The organism is Chromobacterium amazonense (assembly GCF_001855565.1).
GTDB classification, from domain to species: Bacteria; Pseudomonadota; Gammaproteobacteria; order Burkholderiales; family Chromobacteriaceae; genus Chromobacterium; species Chromobacterium amazonense.
This window is the reverse complement of record NZ_MKCR01000003.1, coordinates 180,084-199,117: the sequence shown is the minus strand read 5'-3', so window position 1 is coordinate 199,117 and position 19,034 is coordinate 180,084. Positions and strand designations below refer to the sequence as shown.

12 protein-coding genes and 1 tRNA gene are annotated in these 19,034 nt (G+C 62.0%); 7 read left to right on the top strand and 6 right to left on the bottom strand.

The window, feature by feature from the left end:
- Positions 1-6: 6 nt before the first annotated feature.
- Entirely contained in the window at positions 7-963 is a 957-nt protein-coding gene (locus BI343_RS02825; protein ID WP_071108572.1) for an L-threonylcarbamoyladenylate synthase, read from the top strand.
- 52 nt (positions 964-1,015) lie between these two features.
- On the opposite strand, the gene purL is transcribed toward BI343_RS02825, so the two are convergent.
- Complete coding sequence (purL, locus tag BI343_RS02820) at positions 1,016-4,975, bottom strand: phosphoribosylformylglycinamidine synthase (protein WP_071108571.1); 3,960 nt, start codon at positions 4,973-4,975, stop codon at positions 1,016-1,018.
- Between the two features lie 146 nt (positions 4,976-5,121).
- Here purL and BI343_RS02815 point away from each other — a divergent pair, with 146 nt between their 5' ends.
- Positions 5,122-5,460: a P-II family nitrogen regulator gene (locus BI343_RS02815; protein ID WP_071108570.1), complete on the top strand. Its 339-nt coding sequence runs from the start codon at positions 5,122-5,124 to the stop codon at positions 5,458-5,460.
- A gap of 42 nt (positions 5,461-5,502) precedes the next feature.
- Here BI343_RS02815 and BI343_RS02810 read toward each other — a convergent pair whose 3' ends face one another.
- Positions 5,503-6,807 (bottom strand): IS4 family transposase, encoded by a 1,305-nt coding sequence (locus BI343_RS02810; RefSeq protein ID WP_071108569.1) that lies wholly within the window; start codon positions 6,805-6,807, stop codon positions 5,503-5,505.
- A gap of 232 nt (positions 6,808-7,039) precedes the next feature.
- The gene (locus tag BI343_RS02805) at positions 7,040-7,729 is read right to left on the bottom strand and encodes a Bax inhibitor-1/YccA family protein (protein WP_043627613.1); all 690 of its coding nucleotides are present in this window, start codon (positions 7,727-7,729) and stop codon (positions 7,040-7,042) included.
- Positions 7,730-7,914: 185 nt separating this feature from the next.
- Between BI343_RS02805 and BI343_RS02800 the strand changes: the two genes are divergently transcribed.
- Positions 7,915-7,999 (top strand) — tRNA-Leu (locus tag BI343_RS02800).
- A gap of 92 nt (positions 8,000-8,091) precedes the next feature.
- Positions 8,092-9,024, top strand: coding sequence for an IS5 family transposase (locus BI343_RS02795; RefSeq protein WP_071108568.1), 933 nt, complete (start codon positions 8,092-8,094; stop codon positions 9,022-9,024).
- Positions 9,025-9,302: 278 nt separating this feature from the next.
- Here the strand turns inward: BI343_RS02795 and BI343_RS02790 are convergent, their stop codons facing one another.
- Both BI343_RS02790 and BI343_RS19925 read right to left on the bottom strand, forming a co-directional pair.
- Complete coding sequence (locus BI343_RS02790) at positions 9,303-10,769, bottom strand: hypothetical protein (protein WP_139165621.1); 1,467 nt, start codon at positions 10,767-10,769, stop codon at positions 9,303-9,305.
- Positions 10,770-11,026: 257 nt separating this feature from the next.
- Positions 11,027-11,512, bottom strand: a complete 486-nt coding sequence (locus tag BI343_RS19925; protein WP_071108566.1) for a GNAT family N-acetyltransferase — start codon at positions 11,510-11,512, stop codon at positions 11,027-11,029.
- 190 nt (positions 11,513-11,702) lie between these two features.
- Between BI343_RS19925 and BI343_RS02780 the strand changes: the two genes are divergently transcribed.
- On the top strand, positions 11,703-12,221 hold the full coding sequence (locus tag BI343_RS02780; RefSeq protein WP_071108565.1) for an acylphosphatase: 519 nt from the start codon (positions 11,703-11,705) through the stop codon (positions 12,219-12,221).
- Positions 12,222-12,248: 27 nt separating this feature from the next.
- The gene (locus BI343_RS02775) at positions 12,249-13,085 is read left to right on the top strand and encodes an alpha/beta hydrolase (RefSeq protein WP_071108564.1); all 837 of its coding nucleotides are present in this window, start codon (positions 12,249-12,251) and stop codon (positions 13,083-13,085) included.
- A 56-nt stretch (positions 13,086-13,141) separates the two neighbouring features.
- Here the strand turns inward: BI343_RS02775 and BI343_RS02770 are convergent, their stop codons facing one another.
- Positions 13,142-14,359 (bottom strand): glycerophosphodiester phosphodiesterase, encoded by a 1,218-nt coding sequence (locus tag BI343_RS02770; protein WP_071108563.1) that lies wholly within the window; start codon positions 14,357-14,359, stop codon positions 13,142-13,144.
- Between the two features lie 436 nt (positions 14,360-14,795).
- Between BI343_RS02770 and BI343_RS02765 the strand changes: the two genes are divergently transcribed.
- A complete protein-coding gene (locus tag BI343_RS02765; protein ID WP_083340765.1) occupies positions 14,796-19,028 on the top strand; it encodes a hypothetical protein in 4,233 nt (1,410 codons plus the stop codon).
- The last annotated feature ends 6 nt before the right edge of the window (positions 19,029-19,034 follow it).

Sequence of the window (19,034 nt, the reverse complement as noted above, 5' to 3'; positions counted from 1 at the left end):
AGAAATATGAAGTCCCTTCACCCTACACCCGAAGACCTGGATCTGGCCGCCTCGCTGTTGCGCCAGGGGCAACTGGTTGCCTTGCCTACGGAAACCGTTTACGGCCTGGCCGGCGACGCCACCAATCCCGAGGCCGTCGCGGCGATTTTCCGCGCCAAGAACCGGCCGGCCGACCATCCGCTGATCGTCCACCTGCCAGGACTGGGTCACTTGATGAACTGGGCTGCCAGCGTGCCCGACCCTGCCTGGCCGGTGATCGAGCGCTTCTGGCCCGGCCCCTTGACTCTGGTGCTGCCGGCCAGAAGCGACGTGCCCGCCATCATCAACGCCGGCCAGGATACCGTCGCCCTGCGCTGGTCAAACCATCCCTTACTGCAGCAGGTATTGGACCGGCTGCAAAGGCCGGTTGCCGCGCCTTCGGCCAATCCGTTCTGCCGCATCAGCCCCACCACGGCGGAACATGTGCGCTCGCATCTGGAAGGGCAGATAGCAGCCGTGCTGGACGGCGGCCCCTGCGCGGTAGGCATTGAATCGACCATTCTCGATCTCAGCGGCCCGCGCCCAGCCATTCTGCGGCCCGGTGCCATTAGCGCCGACATGCTGGCGCCCTATCTTGATCTGGCGGAAAAGGCGGCGCCCGACGCGCCGCGCGTGCCTGGCAACCTGGCCTTGCACTACTCGCCGCGCCAGCCTTGCTACCGGATAGAGCGGAAGGAGGCCGAATCCTCCGCTGTGCTGTGGCAGGAATGCGCAGTGCTGGCTATCGACGCGCCAAGCACGGCGCCGGCATGGTTCCGGCAAATGCCGTCCACTCCTGACGCCTATGCCCAGGCGCTGTACGCCGCCTTGCACGAGGCCGATGGCAGCCGCTGCTCATCCGTGCTGGTGGTTCTGCCTCCTGACGAGCCCGCTTGGCGCGCGGTGCGCGACCGCCTGCTGCGCGCTGCCCGGCCACTAGGCTAAGCCCCAAAAAAAACGGAAGCCCGAGGGCTTCCGTTTTGCATGCGAGTCGGGCTTACCCCACCCAGCGCCGCGCGCTGGCGAACATGCGGTACCAGCCCCCGTTTTCGCCCCAATCCGCCGGATGCCAGCTGTTCTGCACAGTGCGGAACACCCGCTCCGGGTGCGGCATCATGATGGTGAAGCGGCCGTCCGGCGTGGTGACGCCGGTGACGCCCAGCGGCGAGCCGTTCGGGTTCAGCGGATAGGTTTCGGTGGCGCGGCCATCGAAGTCGATGTAGCGCAACGCCGTCAACGCCTTGTCCTGCGCGCCCGGCGCGAACACCGCGCGGCCCTCGCCATGGCTGACCACCACCGGCAGGCGGCTGCCGGCCATGTCGGACAGGAAGATGGAAGGCGAGGCAACCACCTCCACCATGCTGAAACGCGCTTCGAACTGTTCCGACGCGTTGCGGCGGAACTTGGGCCAGTGCTCCGCGCCCGGGATGATGGCCGACAGATTGGACATCATCTGGCAACCATTGCACACGCCCAGCGCGAAGGTGTCGCCGCGGCCGAAGAAGGCTTCGAACTCGTCGCGCGCGCGCGGGTTGAGCAGGATGCTCTTGGCCCAGCCCTCGCCTGCGCCCAGCACATCGCCGTAGCTGAAGCCGCCGCAGGCGGCCAGGCCCTTGAAGTCGGCCAGCGCGACGCGTCCGGCGATGATGTCGCTCATGTGCACGTCCACTGCGTCGAAGCCGGCGCGGTCGAAGGCGGCGGCCATTTCCAGCTGCCCGTTGACGCCCTGCTCGCGCAGGATGGCCATGCGCGGACGCTTGCCGGTGGAAATGTACGGCGCGGCCGGATTGCCGTGCACGTCGAACGACAGCTGCGCGAACAGGCCGCGCGACTTGGCGTGGCTGCGCAGCAATTGTTCGCTGTCGGCGCAGGCAGGATTGTCGCGCAGGCGCTGCATGCGGGCGCTGGTTTCCGACCAGGCGCAGAACAACTCGCTGCGGCTCTCGCTGAACAGATCCTTGCCCTTGTGGCGAATCACCAGGCGGTCGTAGCTGTTGGTGCGGCCGATGACGAACAGCTCGCGGCCGATGCCGGCCTTCATGAAGCGGGAAATCACTTCCGCGGTGTCGGACTTCTTCACCTGCAGCACCGCGCCCAGCTCTTCGCAGAACAGCACGCGCATGATGCGGCCATGGGTGGCGGCTTCCTGCGCCGGCGGCACGTAGTCGTCTATCATGCGTTGGGTGTTCTGGCGCTCGATCACCAGTTCTTGCAGGTCCACGCTGATGCCGATATGGCTGGCGAACATCATTTCCGCCAGCGTGGCGAACAAGCCGCCGTCGGAACGATCATGGTAGGCCAGCAACATGTCGTCGCGCAGCAGCGACTGCACCGTGTTGAAGAAGGCGGACAATTGCAGCGGGTTCTCCACGTCCGGCGAACGGCCGCGCATATCCTTCCACACCTGCCCCATGATGGAGCCGCCCAGGCGGCCGCGGCCGTAACCCAGATCGATCAGGATCAGGTCGCTGTCCTTCACGTCCTTCAGCTCCGGCGTGACGGTCTTGCGCACATCCTCAACCGGGGAGAAGGCGGAAATCACCAGCGACAACGGCGCGGTAACGGACTTCTGCTCGCCGTCCTGCTGCCATACCGTCTTCATCGACAGCGAGTCCTTGCCTACCGGGATGCTGACGCCCAGGCTCTGGCTCAACTCGGACACCGCTTCCACCGTGCGGTACAGATTGGCGTCCTCGCCCGGGTGGCCGGCCGGCGCCATCCAGTTAGCGGACAGCTTGACGTTGCCCAGGTGGCCGACAAAGGCGGCGGCGATATTGGTCAGCGCCTCGCCGATGGCCATGCGGCCGGAAGCCGGCGCGTTCAGCAGCGCAGACGGCGTGCGCTCGCCCATCGCCATCGCCTCGCCGCGATAGGTGTTGAAGCTCATGGTGGTGACGGCCACGTCCGCCACCGGCACCTGCCAGCGCCCCACCATCTGGTCGCGCGCGGTCATGCCGCCTACAGTGCGGTCGCCGATGGTGATCAGGAAGGACTTGTCGGCCACGGTGGGGTGGCGCAGCACGCGGTAGGCGGTTTCGCGCAGCGGATACTGCGAGGCGTCCAGCACCTCGAATGGCGACTCCACGGTCTTGGCGTCGCGCGTCATGCGCGGCGGCTTGCCCAGCAGCACGTCCAGCGGCATATCCACCGGATTGTTGTCGAAGTAGTCGTCGCGCACCTGCAGGCGGCCGTCGTCGGTCGCCACGCCCATGACCGCGAACGGACAGCGTTCTCGCTCGCAAATAGCGGTGAAGCGGTCCAAATCCTCCGGCAGAATGGCCATCACGTAGCGCTCCTGCGCCTCGTTGGACCAGATCTGCATCGGCGTCATGCCCTTCTCTTCCAGATGCACCTTGCGCAGGTGGAAGATGGCGCCGCGGCCGGCGTCGTTCACCAGTTCCGGGAAGGCGTTGGACAGCCCCCCCGCGCCCACGTCATGAATGGAGACGATGGGGTTAGCTTCGCCCAGCTGCCAGCAGCGGTCGATCACTTCCTGGCAGCGGCGTTCGATTTCCGGATTGCCGCGCTGCACTGAGTCGAAGTCCAGATTCTCGCTGTTGGCGCCGGTGTCCATGGACGACGCCGCGCCGCCGCCGAGGCCGATCAGCAAGCCCGGGCCGCCCAGCTGGATCAGCAACGCGCCTTCCGGAATTTCGTTCTTGTGGATTTGCTGCTGCTGGATGTTGCCCAGGCCGCCGGCCAGCATGATGGGCTTGTGGTAGCCGCGCATCTCGCCGCCGAACTCATGCTCGAAGGTGCGGAAGTAGCCTGCCAGATTGGGGCGGCCAAACTCGTTGTTGAACGCCGCGCCGCCGATCGGGCCTTCCAGCATGATCTGCAGCGCCGAGGCGATGCGGCCCGGCTTGCCGTATTCCGGCTGCTCGTCGCGGTACAGCTCCCACGGCTGCTTGAAGCCAGGGATATTCAGGTTGGACACGGTAAAGCCGGTCAGGCCGGCCTTGGGGCGGGAGCCGCGCCCGGTGGCGCCTTCGTCCCGGATTTCACCGCCGTTGCCGGTGGATGCGCCGGGGAACGGCGAAATCGCCGTCGGATGATTGTGCGTTTCCACCTTCATCAGGATGTCGGTGGGTTCGCTGGTGTAGGCGTACTGGTGGCTGCCCGGTTGCGGGTAGAAGCGCTCGATGAACGCGCCCTCGATCACCGAGGCGTTGTCCTTGTAGGCCACCAGCGTGCCTTGCGGATTCGCGTCATGGGTGTCGCGGATCATGCGGAACAGCGATTTGCCCTGCTCTACTCCATCGATGATGAACTGAGCGTTGAAGATCTTGTGGCGGCAGTGCTCGGAGTTGGCCTGGGCGAACATCATCAGTTCGACGTCGCTGGGATTGCGTTTCAGCTTGATGAAGTTCTCAACCAGATATTCCACCTCGTCGTCGGACAGCGCCAGGCCCAATTCGGCGTTGGCTTGCTCCAGCGCGGCGCGGCCGCCGTTCAGCACGTCAACCGTGGTCATCGGTTGCGGGTCGATATGGACGAACAGCTTTTCCACCTCGTCGAACGAGGATAGAACGGTCTCTGTCATCCTATCGTGCAAGAGGCTCGCCAGGATGTGGCGAGCCTCTTTACTTGAAGATTTATCGGCGGACTGGATTCGGAATGCAGTGCCGCGTTCTATCCGTCGGATGTTTGGCAAACCGCAGTGCCGGGCGATGTCGGTCGCCTTGGACGCCCATGGCGACAAGGTCCCCAGGCGCGGCGTGACCAGGAACAGCTCGCCACTCGGCTCCTCGCTCAGCGGCGGTTCGCCGTAGCTGAGCAACTGGCCCAGCACGCCGACTTCCTCCAGCGTCAATTCGCTGTCGCTTTCCGCGAAATGCCAATACTCGGCTGTCAGGACGAGATCCTTAAAACCGGCATCGGCCGCTGCCGCTTGCAGTTTTTCAAGACGAAACGGTGACAGAGCGATGCCACCGCGCAGCTTGGTAATGTAAGACATTAGACACCCGCGACAAGTACCAGGAAAGGGCGTCATAATACAGCAAAACATCGCCGCATTTAAGGCGGAACCGGACTTTCCGGGGCCGCATCGAAATTTTTTTTGATTTACCCGAACATCATTCGTTTTATCAGGAGCATTGCCCAATGAAAAAGGTCGAAGCCGTCATCAAACCGTTCAAGCTGGACGAAGTGCGCGAGGCGCTGTCGGAGATCGGCGTCAACGGCCTCACCGTCTCTGAAGTCAAGGGATTCGGCCGCCAGAAAGGCCACACCGAGCTGTATCGCGGCGCCGAATACGTGGTGGATTTCCTGCCCAAGGTGAAAATCGAGGTGGTGCTGCCGGATGATCTGGTGGACCGCGCCATCGACACCATCGTGGCCGCCGCCCGCACCGGCAAGATCGGCGACGGCAAGATCTTCGTCACCCCAGTGGAACAGGTGGTGCGCATCCGCACCGGCGAAACCAACGAACAGGCGATCTGATCCGCGCCCATAAAAAAAGCCCTCCGAAACCGGTAATGCCGTTCACTTAACGGATCGAACCTGTTTGGTCGAGTAACGGGACGGCAGCTTTTTCACCACGCGGGGGCATTCACGCCCCCGCCGTTGTTTGGGGAGCAGCAGCTCTCCAAGACGCTCTCGCAGGCGCAGTAAACGCGCCGGCAAGGTGCCCGGGCTGCTAATCGCCAGCCAGCTCCACTCGTAGCGCAAATAATGCAGTGCCGTTGTAAAGCTAAGATCGGTTGGCACGACACCAACCTCCCGCGCCACTTCGGCCATCTCCAGCCGGACCAGGTTGTAGGCCAATAGCGCACCCCAAACTTCCTGTCGGACGGCCTCTGGAGTCCCGCTACGTAACGTCAGTTCGCCCCCTAGCATTTCCTGCTTCAGTTCGCGGTAACTGGTCTCGATGCGCCAGCGCTCTTGATATTGCTCTGCGAGTTCCTTGGCCGGCCAAGCCTGGGTATCCAACAAGGAGGTCAGCAGGATGCGGCGGTGGCCATGCCGCGAGATGGTTTCGATTGCCCGCGCTTCCCAGTAAAGCGGAAGGGTCGGGTTGTGTTCACGAGCCTGCGGCGAGACCTTCATTCTGACGCGGTAATCCGTTGGATGAAGATCCAAGCGCTCCCATTTGCTGTTGTTTTTGGCCGGGATCAGCCAGTGACGCTCCCTGCCGTGCTGCTGAACCTGCAGCAACAGTTCGGCGCTGAGAAACCCCTTGTCGAACACGGTCAGCGAATGGTCTGGAATCGCTTGGAGCAGGTCGCGGGCATAGCGCATTTCGTTCTTGCCGTATTCGCCAAAGACGGTTGCGCGTACCAGATGCGTCGCCAGTGAAGTCAGCGTGAGTAGGCGGAGTTGCGGGTAGCTGGCCACTACGCCGGAGGCATAGGCTTGTGCGCCGAAATGGTGGCGGTTCTCCGGCGTATCCGAAGCGCGCAGGGTGCTGCCATCAATGGCGTAGCGGGCCAAGCCGCGCCAGGTTCTCCCATGCTGATGCCGCTCATCCCAGGCTGCTGCGCTGAGTCCAAAGAGCAGGGCTAACGGCTCTTCTCCCAGTCGCTGACGTGCCTGAGTCAAGGCGCTCTTGGCGATATCCGGATTCACCTCGTCAGGGAGGGCAAGATCGAGATGAGCGACGACTTCTGGAATGGACTGATGCCGGTACATGGCGAGTGCTATCACCAGCCAGACGACCTGCTCGGCCGGCAATTTACGCCGCCGTACACGGGCCTTGCCGGTTACCGCCAGCGCATGAGCGATCCACTCAGGATCAATCTGTTGAGAAAGTGCTTTGAAATCAGGGTATTTGTGAGCCTTGCCAACCATGGGAGCCGAAATAAAGAGTCAACCAGCTTTAAGGTTCAGCAAGATCTGCGCCAGGAAAGCAAAATGCCGTTCACTTAAGAGAAAAGCACCGTCTCCGTGCATGGGAAACGGTGCTTTTTTTGTGGATTCCTGTGCTCTCAAGGCCAGAAAAGTCGCCCGAAAATCCTTAAGTGAACGGCATTACCGAAACCGGAGGGCTTTTTGCCGCCCGTCAAGCGGGCCAAGATCGCAATCAATCGCGGTTGCCGCCGAAGGCCAGCAGCAATTGCAACAGGCTGGTGAACAAGTTGTAGATGCTGATGTAGATCGACAGCGCGGCGGAGATGTAGCTGTTTTCGCCGCCGTCGACCACGGTCTTCACCTGCCACAGGATCATCAGCGAGCTGAACAGCGCGAAGGCCGCTGAAATCATCAGCTGGAAGGCCGGCATGCGCAGGAACAAGTTAGCCACCACGGCCACCATCAGCACGATGGCGCCGACCATCAGGAAGTTGCCCAGGCCGGACAGGTCGCGCTTGGTGGTGGAGGCGATGCCGGCCATCACGAAGAACACGACGGAAGTGGCCGCGCCTGCGGTCATGATCAGCTGGCCGCCATTGGAAAACTTCAGCGCGAACTGCAGCAAAGGCCCAAGCAGCACGCCCATCAGGAAGGTGAAGCCCAGCATCAGGAACACGCCCAGAGAGCTGTAGCGGTTCTTTTCAATGGCGAATACCAGGCCGTAGAACACTGCCATGATCAGCAGCATGCCCATGATGGGGCTGCCGGCCAGGAACGCGAAATTCATGTGTGTGCCGACAATGGCGCCCATCACGGTAGGGATCATCGACAGGCCCAGCAGGCCGTAGGTATTGCGCAGCACTTTGTTGCGCACATCGGCCATAGGGGTCGACTGGTAGGCCGTCTGGAAGTCGGGGTGCATGTGAAACTCTCCTGAGTTGGTTGTTCTGGAAATATTTTGGAATTGTAAGCAACAGACCATGCCGAAGGGAATAAGTTTCCGACTGTCGGCAAGACTTGTCATGCCGGATTCCTTGCGGTATTATTCCGTCCTCTTCAAGGCGGCAGATGCGGGCGAACCCCGCGATTGCAAGCCTACACCACAATGCGAGAGTGGCGGAATTGGTAGACGCACTGGATTTAGGTTCCAGCGCCGCAAGGCGTGAGAGTTCGAGTCTCTCCTTTCGCACCACCCCGGCTTTTCAAGCCTAGTCTCAAAACCCCAAAATACCCCCGGCGCTGTTGCACAAACCCTCCCCCAGCGCGGCTTGGTAAGATAGTGGCATGACCAAGCCCCCTCCGAAACGCTACCGAACCACCAACTGGAAAGCCTACAACCGAGCCCTGATCCAGCGCGGCTCCCTGTCCGTCTGGCTGGACACAAGCATGTCATGGCGGGCAACTCCTCGGGGCAAGCGCGGACGGACGCAGACCTATAGCGATGCCGCTATTCAATTCTGCCTGACCATTAAGAACCTGTTTGGACTAGCGTTGCGGCAGACCATCGGCTTCATCCAAAGCCTGATCCAGTTGGCGGGTCTGGACTGGAGCGTCCCAGATTACAGCACGCTATCCAGGCGGCAGCAGACGCTGCAGGTCAAAATTCCCTACCAGAAAAGTGCTGGCGCGCTGCATCTGCTGGTGGATAGCACAGGCATCAAGATGCTTGGCGAAGGTGAGTGGAAAACCAAGAAGCATGGCGCGGAATATCGCCGGCAATGGCGCAAGGTGCATCTGGGCATCGATGCGAAAACCCTGCAAATCCGCGCCATCGAGGTAACCGACAACCGCCAGAGCGATGCGCAAATGCTACTTTCGCTATTGACGCAAATCCCGGCCGACGAGCCGATAGGCTGCGTGAGCGGCGATGGGGCTTTTGATACCAAGGCGTGCCATGAGGCGATTGCCGCGCGAGGCGCGATTGGGTGCATTCCGAGCCGCAAGAATGCGAGACCGTGGAAAGGAAGTGTGCTGGGAGTGCTGGCGCGGAATGAGATTCTGCGGACCACCAAGCGACTAGGCCGGGCGATCTGGAAGCGTTGGAGCGGCTACCATCGCCGCAGCTTGGTGGAAACCAAGATGTATTGCTTTAAACGGCTAGGCGAGAGGGTGATGGCCCGGCGTTTCGATGGTCAAGTGGCAGAGCTGCAGGTACGTGCTGCCATCTTGAACCGCTTCAGCATGTTGGGCCGGCCGTGCACGGTGCCGGTGGCGTAAATCCGTTTGGGGAAAGGGGAAACTCGTCCTGTTCAGGATTTGTGCAACAGCGCCCTTCTGTTGCAAGTGTGTTTGGTATTAATTAATAATATTTCACACACTCATGAAGCAAACCAATTGCTGTGCATAAACTACCTGGTGGTTTGAGTCGTCTCCCCAATGGACACTTGTGTTCTGACTAATGTTTGCAATCGGCAAAGCAGCATGCGACATGGTAATGGCGAGCCACATCAGCCTGGAGTACATATCAAGCAGGCCTAGTAACAGCGATGATGCCCTCAGGCATAAGCATCCAGCCTGGCGGACGGCGTAAGCGGCATGCTCGGCTGGGTGGCAGGATTCAGCTTGCGCCATGCCTGGTAGTCTTTCCAGGCCGATTCCAGACGGGCGCTGGGGCCGGGGTTGCCCTGCAGCGGCGTCAATGCCACGCCCATGCGCTGCAGCACGCGGAGTATGCCCTCCGCCTGGTCCTTGCTGCTGAACTCCGGCGCGACATCTTCGGGGCGATTGACGGGGTTCTGCTCAACCTGGGTCCAACGTTGGAAGGCGGCCAAATCCTCGGCCTGGCGCAGGCCATCTCCGGAGATGGCTTGCACGCGGTCATCAAACTGCAATTGCTGGTGCAATTGGCTCAGGCGGGTGATCAGCGCCAGCGCTTGCTTATTGTTGGCGCTGCGGTTCATTTGGCGCGCCAGGGCCTGCGGGTTGTTCAGCTCCGGGTCGCGCGACTCGATGGACTCTTGCACCTGCTGCGAGGCATCCGCCAGATCATCGTGAAAATACCTGGCAGGGCTTCCCTCGCCGCTCCGGATAAACGGCGTCAGCGCATCCATATCATCCTGGCTGATCACCCCGTAATCGCGCAGCAAACCCGCGTACTGCTTGAGCTGTTGGGCGGAAACCTTGTTGAAGTCCACGCTCTTGATCAACTGCAGCATGGCGATGGGCATGCCGTATTGCGCCTGGGCCAATAAATTGGCCTTGTCCTGGCGCGCATCCTGCGCGCGCGCCTGGGCATCCTCTTGCGGCTGCGGCGCGGCAGGCTGCGCGTTGGCGGTGTTGACCGACGGATCGTCGGGCTTGTCTGCTTGCAGTTCTATGGCAAGGGTTTCGCCGGGGTGCTGGTCCCGCCATTTGAGGTAACCGTCGCGCGCCCGCGCCAGCGTTTCGGTTCGCGTCAGGTCCTCATGCGACGGATTGACGTCTATGCCCAAGGCATCCATCGTCTCGGTGATGGAAAAATACGTATCCTTGCAGGCGGGAGGCAAAGGCAGGCCCTGCTGCTGGTTTCGATCGGCGCTGGCCATCCAGCGATCCAGCCGCATCAGATTGGCGGCCTGGCGCGCGCCGCCCTCCGCTGCGGTTTCCACGCGCGCATCTTTTTGCAGCGCGTCATGCAAGCCGGCCAACTGCTTGAACAGGCTCAGCAGCTTTTCCTGATAACGCAGCGAAGAGTCGGCAAAGCGCGGAAGCTGCTTGCCGGACTTGACGGCAGCCACCACGGCATCGCGGGCGTCGTCATACATTTGCAACGCATTGCGTTCCACGCCGGTTTTCCAGCCGTTGGAGTCGATATTGCCGCGTATGTCGGCCGCCAGTTGCGGGTCGATATCATGATTCGCCGCCAACACGTCAACCAGATCATACAAGTCGCGCCCGGAGATGTTACGCACATCATAGGCCTTGAGCAGCTGCAGGCTTTGCCGGCTCATGCCGAAGCGCGATTCGGGGGACCCCACTTGCACGCCCTTGCTGTCTAGCAAAGGGGGGCGTGTCGGCGCGGGGAGCATTGGTGTCGGCCAGTTTGGACGAGGTAGAAATGGCGCGCAGCCGGCCAAGGCCGTTTTGCGCGCCAAAAAGCGGGGTCAGGTTCATCACGGTTTTCTTTTGTCATGATGAACCATATCGGCAATTTCATTGGAATATTGAGCATGGCGCCGCAATCTGCGCGGCCGTACAGAAAAGACCAGCAAACATCTGGCGCCATGCCTGCCGTTCAGCATCAGCGCAGGCGGATTTCCGCTACGTTGTCGCCCGGCCCGCTGCCATCCTCGCCAAACGAATCCGGATCGAACCCCACTTCCACAAAGCCCAGCTTCTGGTAGAAAGCGCGCAATTCCGGCTTGTCCGAGTGGTAACAGATGGTGATGCGCTCGGCGCGGGGAAAGTCGCTCGGCAAACGCTTAATCAGCTGGCGCAGCGCCTGCGTGCCTATGCCCTGGCCTTGGTGGCGTTTGCCCACCATGAAGCGGTAGATCGCCAGTTCCTGGGGGTCCGCCAGTTCCGGCAGCACGGCGTGCATGATGAAGCCGACCGGCTCTTCCCCAAGGTAAATGCCGTAACCGATAAAATTATCGTAATACGCCATCTGGGCCACGGAGTAAGCATTGCTTGCCAGATTGCCTTCCTGCTCCGGATGAAGTTCCAGATCCATGATGTCTTCAAAGTTGTCTTCATTGACGGACTGGAAACGGATGTCGTGTTGCATCTTGGTCTTCTCTGTATTGTTTAAAGAACGAATGGGAGCCACTTTGCATGACTCCCGGGCTTCGATGGACCCTAGCGCTGTAAAAGCGTTCACTTTGCCGCCGCACAAGCCATCCAGGCATGCAAGCGGCAAGATATAATCGCCCCATCCGCCCAGGCGACATGCCGGGCATCGCGCCGGGAGACCCCTCATGACACGCTTGCCACGCCGCTTCGTTTTCGCCCTGCTGACACTGCTCATGGCCGTCCAAGTCCAGGCCGCCAGCCAGCAAGCCATAGACGGCACCGCCAGCGGCAAGGTGCAACAGGTTGGCTTTCGCGCCATGATCCTGAAGCAGGCGATCCAGTACAATCTGGCCGGAACCGCGCGCAATACGGAAGAGCAGACCGTGCTGTTCAGCCTGCAAGGCAAGGACAAGCGGGTTCAGGACGCGCTGGCGCGCATCCGGCGCGGCACGGACAAATCGGCTGACGTGAAGATATCCACTCGGGATGGAACATTCGATCCGGCGCTGCGCACCTTTACCGTGACGGGCTGGACCTCCGCCAGCCGCCACATCGCCAAGCCGTACAATCTCGTATTCACGCTGCGCCAGGACGACAAGAAACTCTCCAAGAAAGAGGCGAAACAGGAATACTGCGCCATTCTCAAAAACACGCTGGACCCGGACGACTGGAAAAAAGCGGAACCTGGCTGCCAGGCTCGCTAAGCGTCGGCTCCACAGGAGAGAAACCCGATGAAACCCACTTATCGCAAAATACTGTATGGCGCCGCCCTGCTGGCGCTGATCTGGATAGGCTGGCAGGTGGCGCAGCGGCTGGTGATCCTTCAGCCCTCGCGCCAGGTCAGCGTCAATCCCAAAGACTTTGGCGTGCCCTATGTCGAAGAGTGGCTGGACGCGCCGGCCGGCGGCGGCACACGGGCCGGCCGCGTGCATGTGTGGTGGTTGCCGGCGGACAAGCCCAACGCGCCGGCCGTGCTGTATTTGCATGGCAATGAAAGCACGCTGTCCACCGATATCGGGCTGATGCTCAGCCTGCGCCAGGCCGGCTTTGCGGTGATGGGCATAGATTATCGCGGTTATGGAAAAAGTGCGCTGCGCCTGCCCAGCGAAACCTCGGTCTATACCGATGCCCGGCTGGCTTGGGCGCGTTTTCTGGAGCTGACGCCGCAGGCGACTAGGCGTTTGCTATACGGCCACTCCATGGGCAGCGCCGTGGCGATAGACCTGGCGCGCCATGCGCCGCGCTTGGACGGACTGGTGGTCGACGGCGCCTTCACCTCGGTCGCGGACGTCGGCCGCGCCTGGACTGCGGATTGGCTGCCTCTATCCCATATGCTCAGCCAACATTTCCTTTCCGAGGAAAAGATAGACGATTTGAAAATGCCGCAGCTGTTCATTCATTGCACGGCCGATGAAGTCATTCCGGTAGAGCTGGGCCTGCGCTTGTACGGCCTGAGCACCGCGCCCAAGCAGCAATTGCTGATCGAAGGCGGCGATCACGACGATTGCTACCAGGCCGCGCCGGAACGCTGGCGGCATGCGCTCCGCCAAATGGCCGGCCTGGCATAGCCGGCCGGGGATGGCGGATGAGTGCAAGGGCGGCGGCCCTTGCCTCAGCCGCAGGCTTATTTCAGAGCCAGCTTGGAGTACGCGATAGGCTTGCTGGCGCCGGTTTGCAGAATGTGGCTGATATCCTGCTGATCATTCGGGCGGTAGAAATAGAAGCAGTCCTCGCCATCCGGCGTTTGTTTGTGCATCAACTGGATGCCCACGCCGTTCAGCAGGATGCTGGACTCCAGCAATACTTTTCGCGCATCGTCCACATTGTCGCACTTGAAAAACGTATCCACGCGCTTGCTCAGTTCCAGCAGCACATGGGTGAAATCGCGGTTGTCGCCATACTGGCGGAAATCTGATGTCGAGGCATGGATCGCTTTGCCGCCGGAAACGGCCAGATCGACGATGGGCTCGCGCAAATCCCACAAGATGCCGTCATACCCCTGGAAGTCATTGCCCTCTACCAGGTCGCGCAAATTATCCATCGCCAAGGCGTGATAACCCGCCTTCGGGTCTTTCAAGGAAAAATCCGGATTCATATTGTCCTTGCCGAACAAGTCCGCCGTCTTGATGCCGGGCGCGATGTTCACGCCGCCCATTCCCCGCTCCGCCGCCTGGTGTTTTAGCTCTTTCAGCGCCTCGTGCTTGAACGAGCAAAATACGATGTTGTTCAGCGGCGTGGCCTGCGCCGCATCCTGCAACAGATTCAGCAGCTCATTGACCGCCGTTTCGTCTTTCAGCTCGATGTTCAGGATGATGGGGTTCTTGCCGTATTGCGTCAGCGTCTGGTTGGCGTCGTTCACCAGCGTCATCACCTCGGCCAAGGTGGGCATGGTTTCGCCGTTGCGCCCAATCGGGATGGCTTTCAGCTCTTCCACGCTTTTTTGGCCAACCAGATAGGACGCCTTGCTTTCCCCATCGGGCAGCGTCGCGCCGCTGCGGTCGGCCTGAAACGCATTGCGCCAGATCTCATCATCGTGCGTCACCATCACCTGGCCATCGCGCGACTTGAAAATATCGATTTCGATCGCGTCCGCGCCCTGCAAAATGGCCGCCTTGATTGCCTCCAGGCTGTTTTCCGGCAGATAGCGCTCCGGAAACGTGGAGCCGAACACGCTGGTGGGGCCGGTTCCGCGATGGGCGGTCAACAACAAATGGTGGCCGGTGCGTTCCTTGAGCATTTCGCTGTAGCCGCGCGATTGCAGCATGGTTTGCTTGTCGCTTTCATCCAGCTGCGTCAGCGATGGCTTGTCTTGCCCGGCCGAGACGCCGCCGTTGTGGATCATGGATGTCGAATGGAGAGAAACGGGAAGGTTAAGCATATGGGCGGTCCTTGCATGATATTGCGTGATTGCGGAGGGAGACTGCGGCGCCAGGCCATCCAGCCGCCATGGCGACGCATGACATTTGGCTTTCCATTCATTTCCCGGCATGTCGATTGAGGCCGCATTCTCTGCCAGAGCGAAAACCGCCACTTTGGAAAAACGCCGGGAATTATCGGTTTCCGGCGCTTGTCTGCCCGCCGCCCGCCACGCAAGGCGGGCCGCCTTCGGCATGGAATTCGTTGATTCGGCAAAACTTTCGGATTTCTGCAGCCGCTCTCCCGGTTCAGGTCAACACCTGAGCCGCCCGCCCTCGCCTGCTTCATAGAATCCCCTCATGTTCCGCGGCATCCGCTCGGACAGACGCAATCGACACGCCATCGCCAGAGGGAGACCATCCATGCTTGCATCCTTGCCCCTGAACCCTTCTCAGGCCCTGGCCCCAAGCGAAGGCCAGAGCCATCGCGTCGGCCCGCCTGACGGCTTTCAGCAGCTGTTCCCGGACGAACAGCTGCAAGCGGCAGAAACCCTGCGCCAAGCCATCATCCACCACGGCGACAACAGCGCCGCCGCCCTGGAGGCCATGGCGGCGCTGCGCCAACTGGCCAGGCAGGAGCACCAGGCCCAGCTGCGCATCGACTACCATGCCGAGTCGCAATGCTTCATTTGCCGGATAGGCGACCAGGCCGTCAGCAGCCATACCTGCGGCCCCACCCTGGCGCAATTGAACCTGCGCGAGACGCTGCTGTTGAAACCGCAAAACCTCAGCGCCTTCGCCCATCCGCTGGCGGCTGTCTGCCGGATGAAAACCGATGCGCCGCCGCATCAGGCCGACGCGCTGGCATGCCAGCTCCAGCAAGACGAGGCGCATGGACCGCAACTGGCGCTGTTTGCCGGCAATCAGCTCCTGCTGCGCCTGCCAATGCAAGATATCAGCGACGCCGACTGGCAAACCGCGCGCGCGGCGTTCGCCGACCTGCCATCCCGCAAACCGTCTGCCAGCCAGCCGGGGCCTATGCTGGTGCCAGCGCGTCTGCTGATCGAGCAGCCCGCCGCCTCGCCATGGCAGAACATCAAGCTGGCCCCCTTGCTGCCGCCGCCGCTGAACATCGGCAAGCTGCCGCAAATGGAGCGTTACCATTTCAACTGGCTGGGCCGCGCCAAGGATATGCTGGTAGGCGGCTTGCCGGACCCGGCGTATAAAACGCTGGCGGAGATCGCTTCCCGTTTGAATGCCATGCTGGGCGCTCTCCCCGGCTTGTTTGCCCAGGCGCAGGAGCGTTCCTGCTCGCTGGATGCGTCTGCCGCGGAGATGCAGGACAGCGTCAAACAAGCGGAAAACGCGCTATCGGAAGCGGCAAGCATGCTGGAAGCGTTGCGCCAAGAATGCGCTTCCCTCGACGGCCAGTCCGCAGGGCAAGAGGCGGTGCGAGAGCTGGCAGGCAGCGCGCGCCATGCGCAAACGCAATTGGACGAGCTACGTGCCCATCTGGGAACACTGAGTCAGACGGAAGCGCCAGAGGGCGCGCGCGGCAAATGGCGCATGCGGATGGAAGCGGCGGCCGAGCAGATCGCATCCAAAACCACCTTATCCGGCAAAACCTTCAGCGCGCAGGACAAGCTCTGGCTGGCTCAGTTGCAAAACGCGCTTGGCGAGCGGCAGCCGGTCACCCCGCACAGCTTGCGCGATGCGCTGGCCAAACTGATGCTGAACGGCGCGCCGCCACCCAAGCTGGACACGGCGCTGCTTCTGCTGGACGCTTTTTATCCCGGTCTGAGCCAGGGCCGGCCAGACCCGGCGCCGCTGCCGCAGGCGGAAGGTTTTGTCATCGATCCCGGCAGCTACGCGCAACTGGGCGAGCAACGCGCCAAACTGCTGCAAACCCGGGATGACAAGCTGTGCTTCCTTCATCTGCTGAATGACGCCGGCAAAGCGGCCGCGCAGTCTCTGCGCAAGGAGCAAGAGGCGATCACGGCGTCCGGCGAATACAAAACCGCAGCCGCTCAGCGCAATATCCAGGTGACAGCGCTGGAGCGGTTCTGCCTGATGCGCTGGCGCGATCCTGCCGGGTCAGCGCAAAAGCATGCGGAGAAGGCGCGCAGCGGGCTGGAAGCCTCCATCGACATCAGCGGGCTGGACGACCTGGCCATGGTGGACGACAGTGAAACCACCCTCGATGGCGTACTGTTCCTGCTGGCGCGCAGCGGCGTCGCCACCGTCGGCCACGATGGCCTGCAGCTGAGTTCCGAAGATTTTGTCGCCGAGGACACCCAGGTCGGCGCAGAAGCCTTGCAGGCTTATGCCACCTTGGACAGCGCGACGCGCGGCCAACTGCAAGCAGTGGCGCGGCAATGCCTGCAACTGCAACACCAGCTTGAGCATCAAGCCGCGCATCTCGCCCTGCCCCAACTGACTTTCCACGCCGCGGTCGAGCAACAAAAGCTGTTGCAGCAGTTCAAGGCGCATCCCGATGAACATCTGGCGTTTTTCAAGCAGCGCGCCCAATTGCTGCAAGCCTATGAAGGCAAGCTGGCGCAATTGGCTCAATTGCCAAGCGGCCTGCCCGACGACGGCGACGGCAGCATCCCGGCCACGCTGGCCAAGGCGCTGGAGGACGTCCGCGCGGAAAGCCAGATGCTGGCAGCGGTATTGGACGCCTCCGCGCCGCTGGCGGATGTGGATAGGCTGCAGCGCGCCAGCCAGCTGCAAAAAAGCGAGTCGCCCAAGTGGGAAAGCCGGCTGGCGGCGGAAACCCAGCCTTTTGCCGGAGAGCTGGCCGGCATCAATCTGAAAATTTATCAGCTGCGCAGCCAGGCCATCAAAGACACTATCCAGGCCACCGCCAACCTGACCCGCTTGCGCGCCAATTTACAGCAGGATCTGGATGAGGCGGCCAGCATCTTGCATGACGCGTATGATCCGCAAGGCGGCAAGCGCATCCAGGACATCATTCAGGAAAACCCGAAAGCGGCCGCGGCCATCAAATACCAGAACCTGCAACAAAAGCTGGACAGCGCGCAGCGGGAGATCACCCACCGGAGCGCGCAGTTCCGGCTCGCCCTTCTCAGCCTGCAGCAGGAGGAACGCCGCGCCAACAGCGCCGGAGGCGGCGGCTATCCCAAGGATGTGTACTGGAGCAGCTGGCTGGCCTCGATGATGGGCGATAGCGTGGCCAGCCTGGCAGGCGAGCAACTGGACAAGCCGCGCGATTTGCTGCTGCAACATCAGTTGGCGCTGACCGGCAAAAGCCTGTCCGAAGCCAGGCAGGACATGCTCAACTGCCTGGCGAAGTTGCCGAGCGACCCCAAGCAAGCCCTGGAGGAACTGGGCTTTACCCCGCGCCAGCTGCTGGCCTGGGCCAGCGCCTATCCGCAAGAACTGGCCCATCTATCCAGCAACCTCAATCACGTCTATCACGCCCTGACCGCCACCGGCAAGGCGGCTTTCTTGGGCGACATGTTCAACACCGCCTGGCAGCGCGGGACGATGGACAGCGTGATGCAGGACGCCCTGTTCGGCAAGCGCGAGGCTTTGGTAGGCATAGAGGGAGGCCAGACCCTGCCGCCGGCGCTGATCGCCCTGCTCAGCATGGCAGATTGGGCGCCGTATGCCGTGGGCGGCGTCAAGGGCGTGTTGAGCCAGAATATCGGCGGCGTGCTGGCCGGCGGCGTAGGCGCCACCTTGCTTGGCGCCGGCGCCGGCGCAGGCATCGCCACCGCGATGCTGCAATTCATGGGCGGCGCCGCGCAAACTCAGGTGGAAAAAGGCATCGCAGACAAGGTGGCGGAGCACCGGAATATCAACGTGGCCGTCAACGCGGTGCTAAACGGCATGGGATTGGGATCGGAAGCCAGCATCGGCGATCGCCTCAAGTCCATGGCCAGCTACGCGATGCAGCGCGAAGCCCTCCGCAACGCGGGCACCATTGGCCGCGACATCGCCCAGGCCGGCAAGCTGGGGCCGATTGAGCGGGCGCTGAAGGAGGTATCGCTGACCTGGAAACATGCCAGCATCGGCCAAAAGGCGCTGCTGGTGGCGGCTGCGGTGGCGGCGCCGCTTGCAGCCGGCGCCCTGCTGGGGCTGCTGGCGGCGGGGCCCTTGGGCTGGGCGGCGGCCGGCATCATCGCGGCCTGCGCGATGGCGGCCTCAGCCGCGCTCGGCACGCATAGCCTGTGGTCAACGCTGACCGCGTGGCTGATGCCTGGCCTGGACCAGGCCGTACACAAGGAGCTGAACGACGAAATTCTCAGCCAAGCCTTGCAAAAAGCGCGCGACATGCTCGCCCGCCGCGTCAAAGAACAGCAAGTGTCCATCAGCCAGCGCCAGGATATTCAGCCGGAAGCGCTGCAGTCTCTGGCGCAGCAGGCGCTGGACGCAAGGCTTTCTCGCTTGGCGCAGGACCTGCAGGCCCAGCCGGGGTTCGCGGACTGCACGGAGGCGGAGATTGGCCTGCGATTCGACCAAGCCTTGCTTCATGCCGCGCCCGATGATGCGCCGGCGTTCAAGCTGGACGCCGATTCAGAAGCGTTCCTCCAGGCCGGAGTGGACAAGGCCTTGGCTATGCAGATACGCGAGCAGGTTGAGCAATCCTTGAAAAACGCCGTGCGCTTCCAGCCTGCAGCATCGATGTAGCCGGAC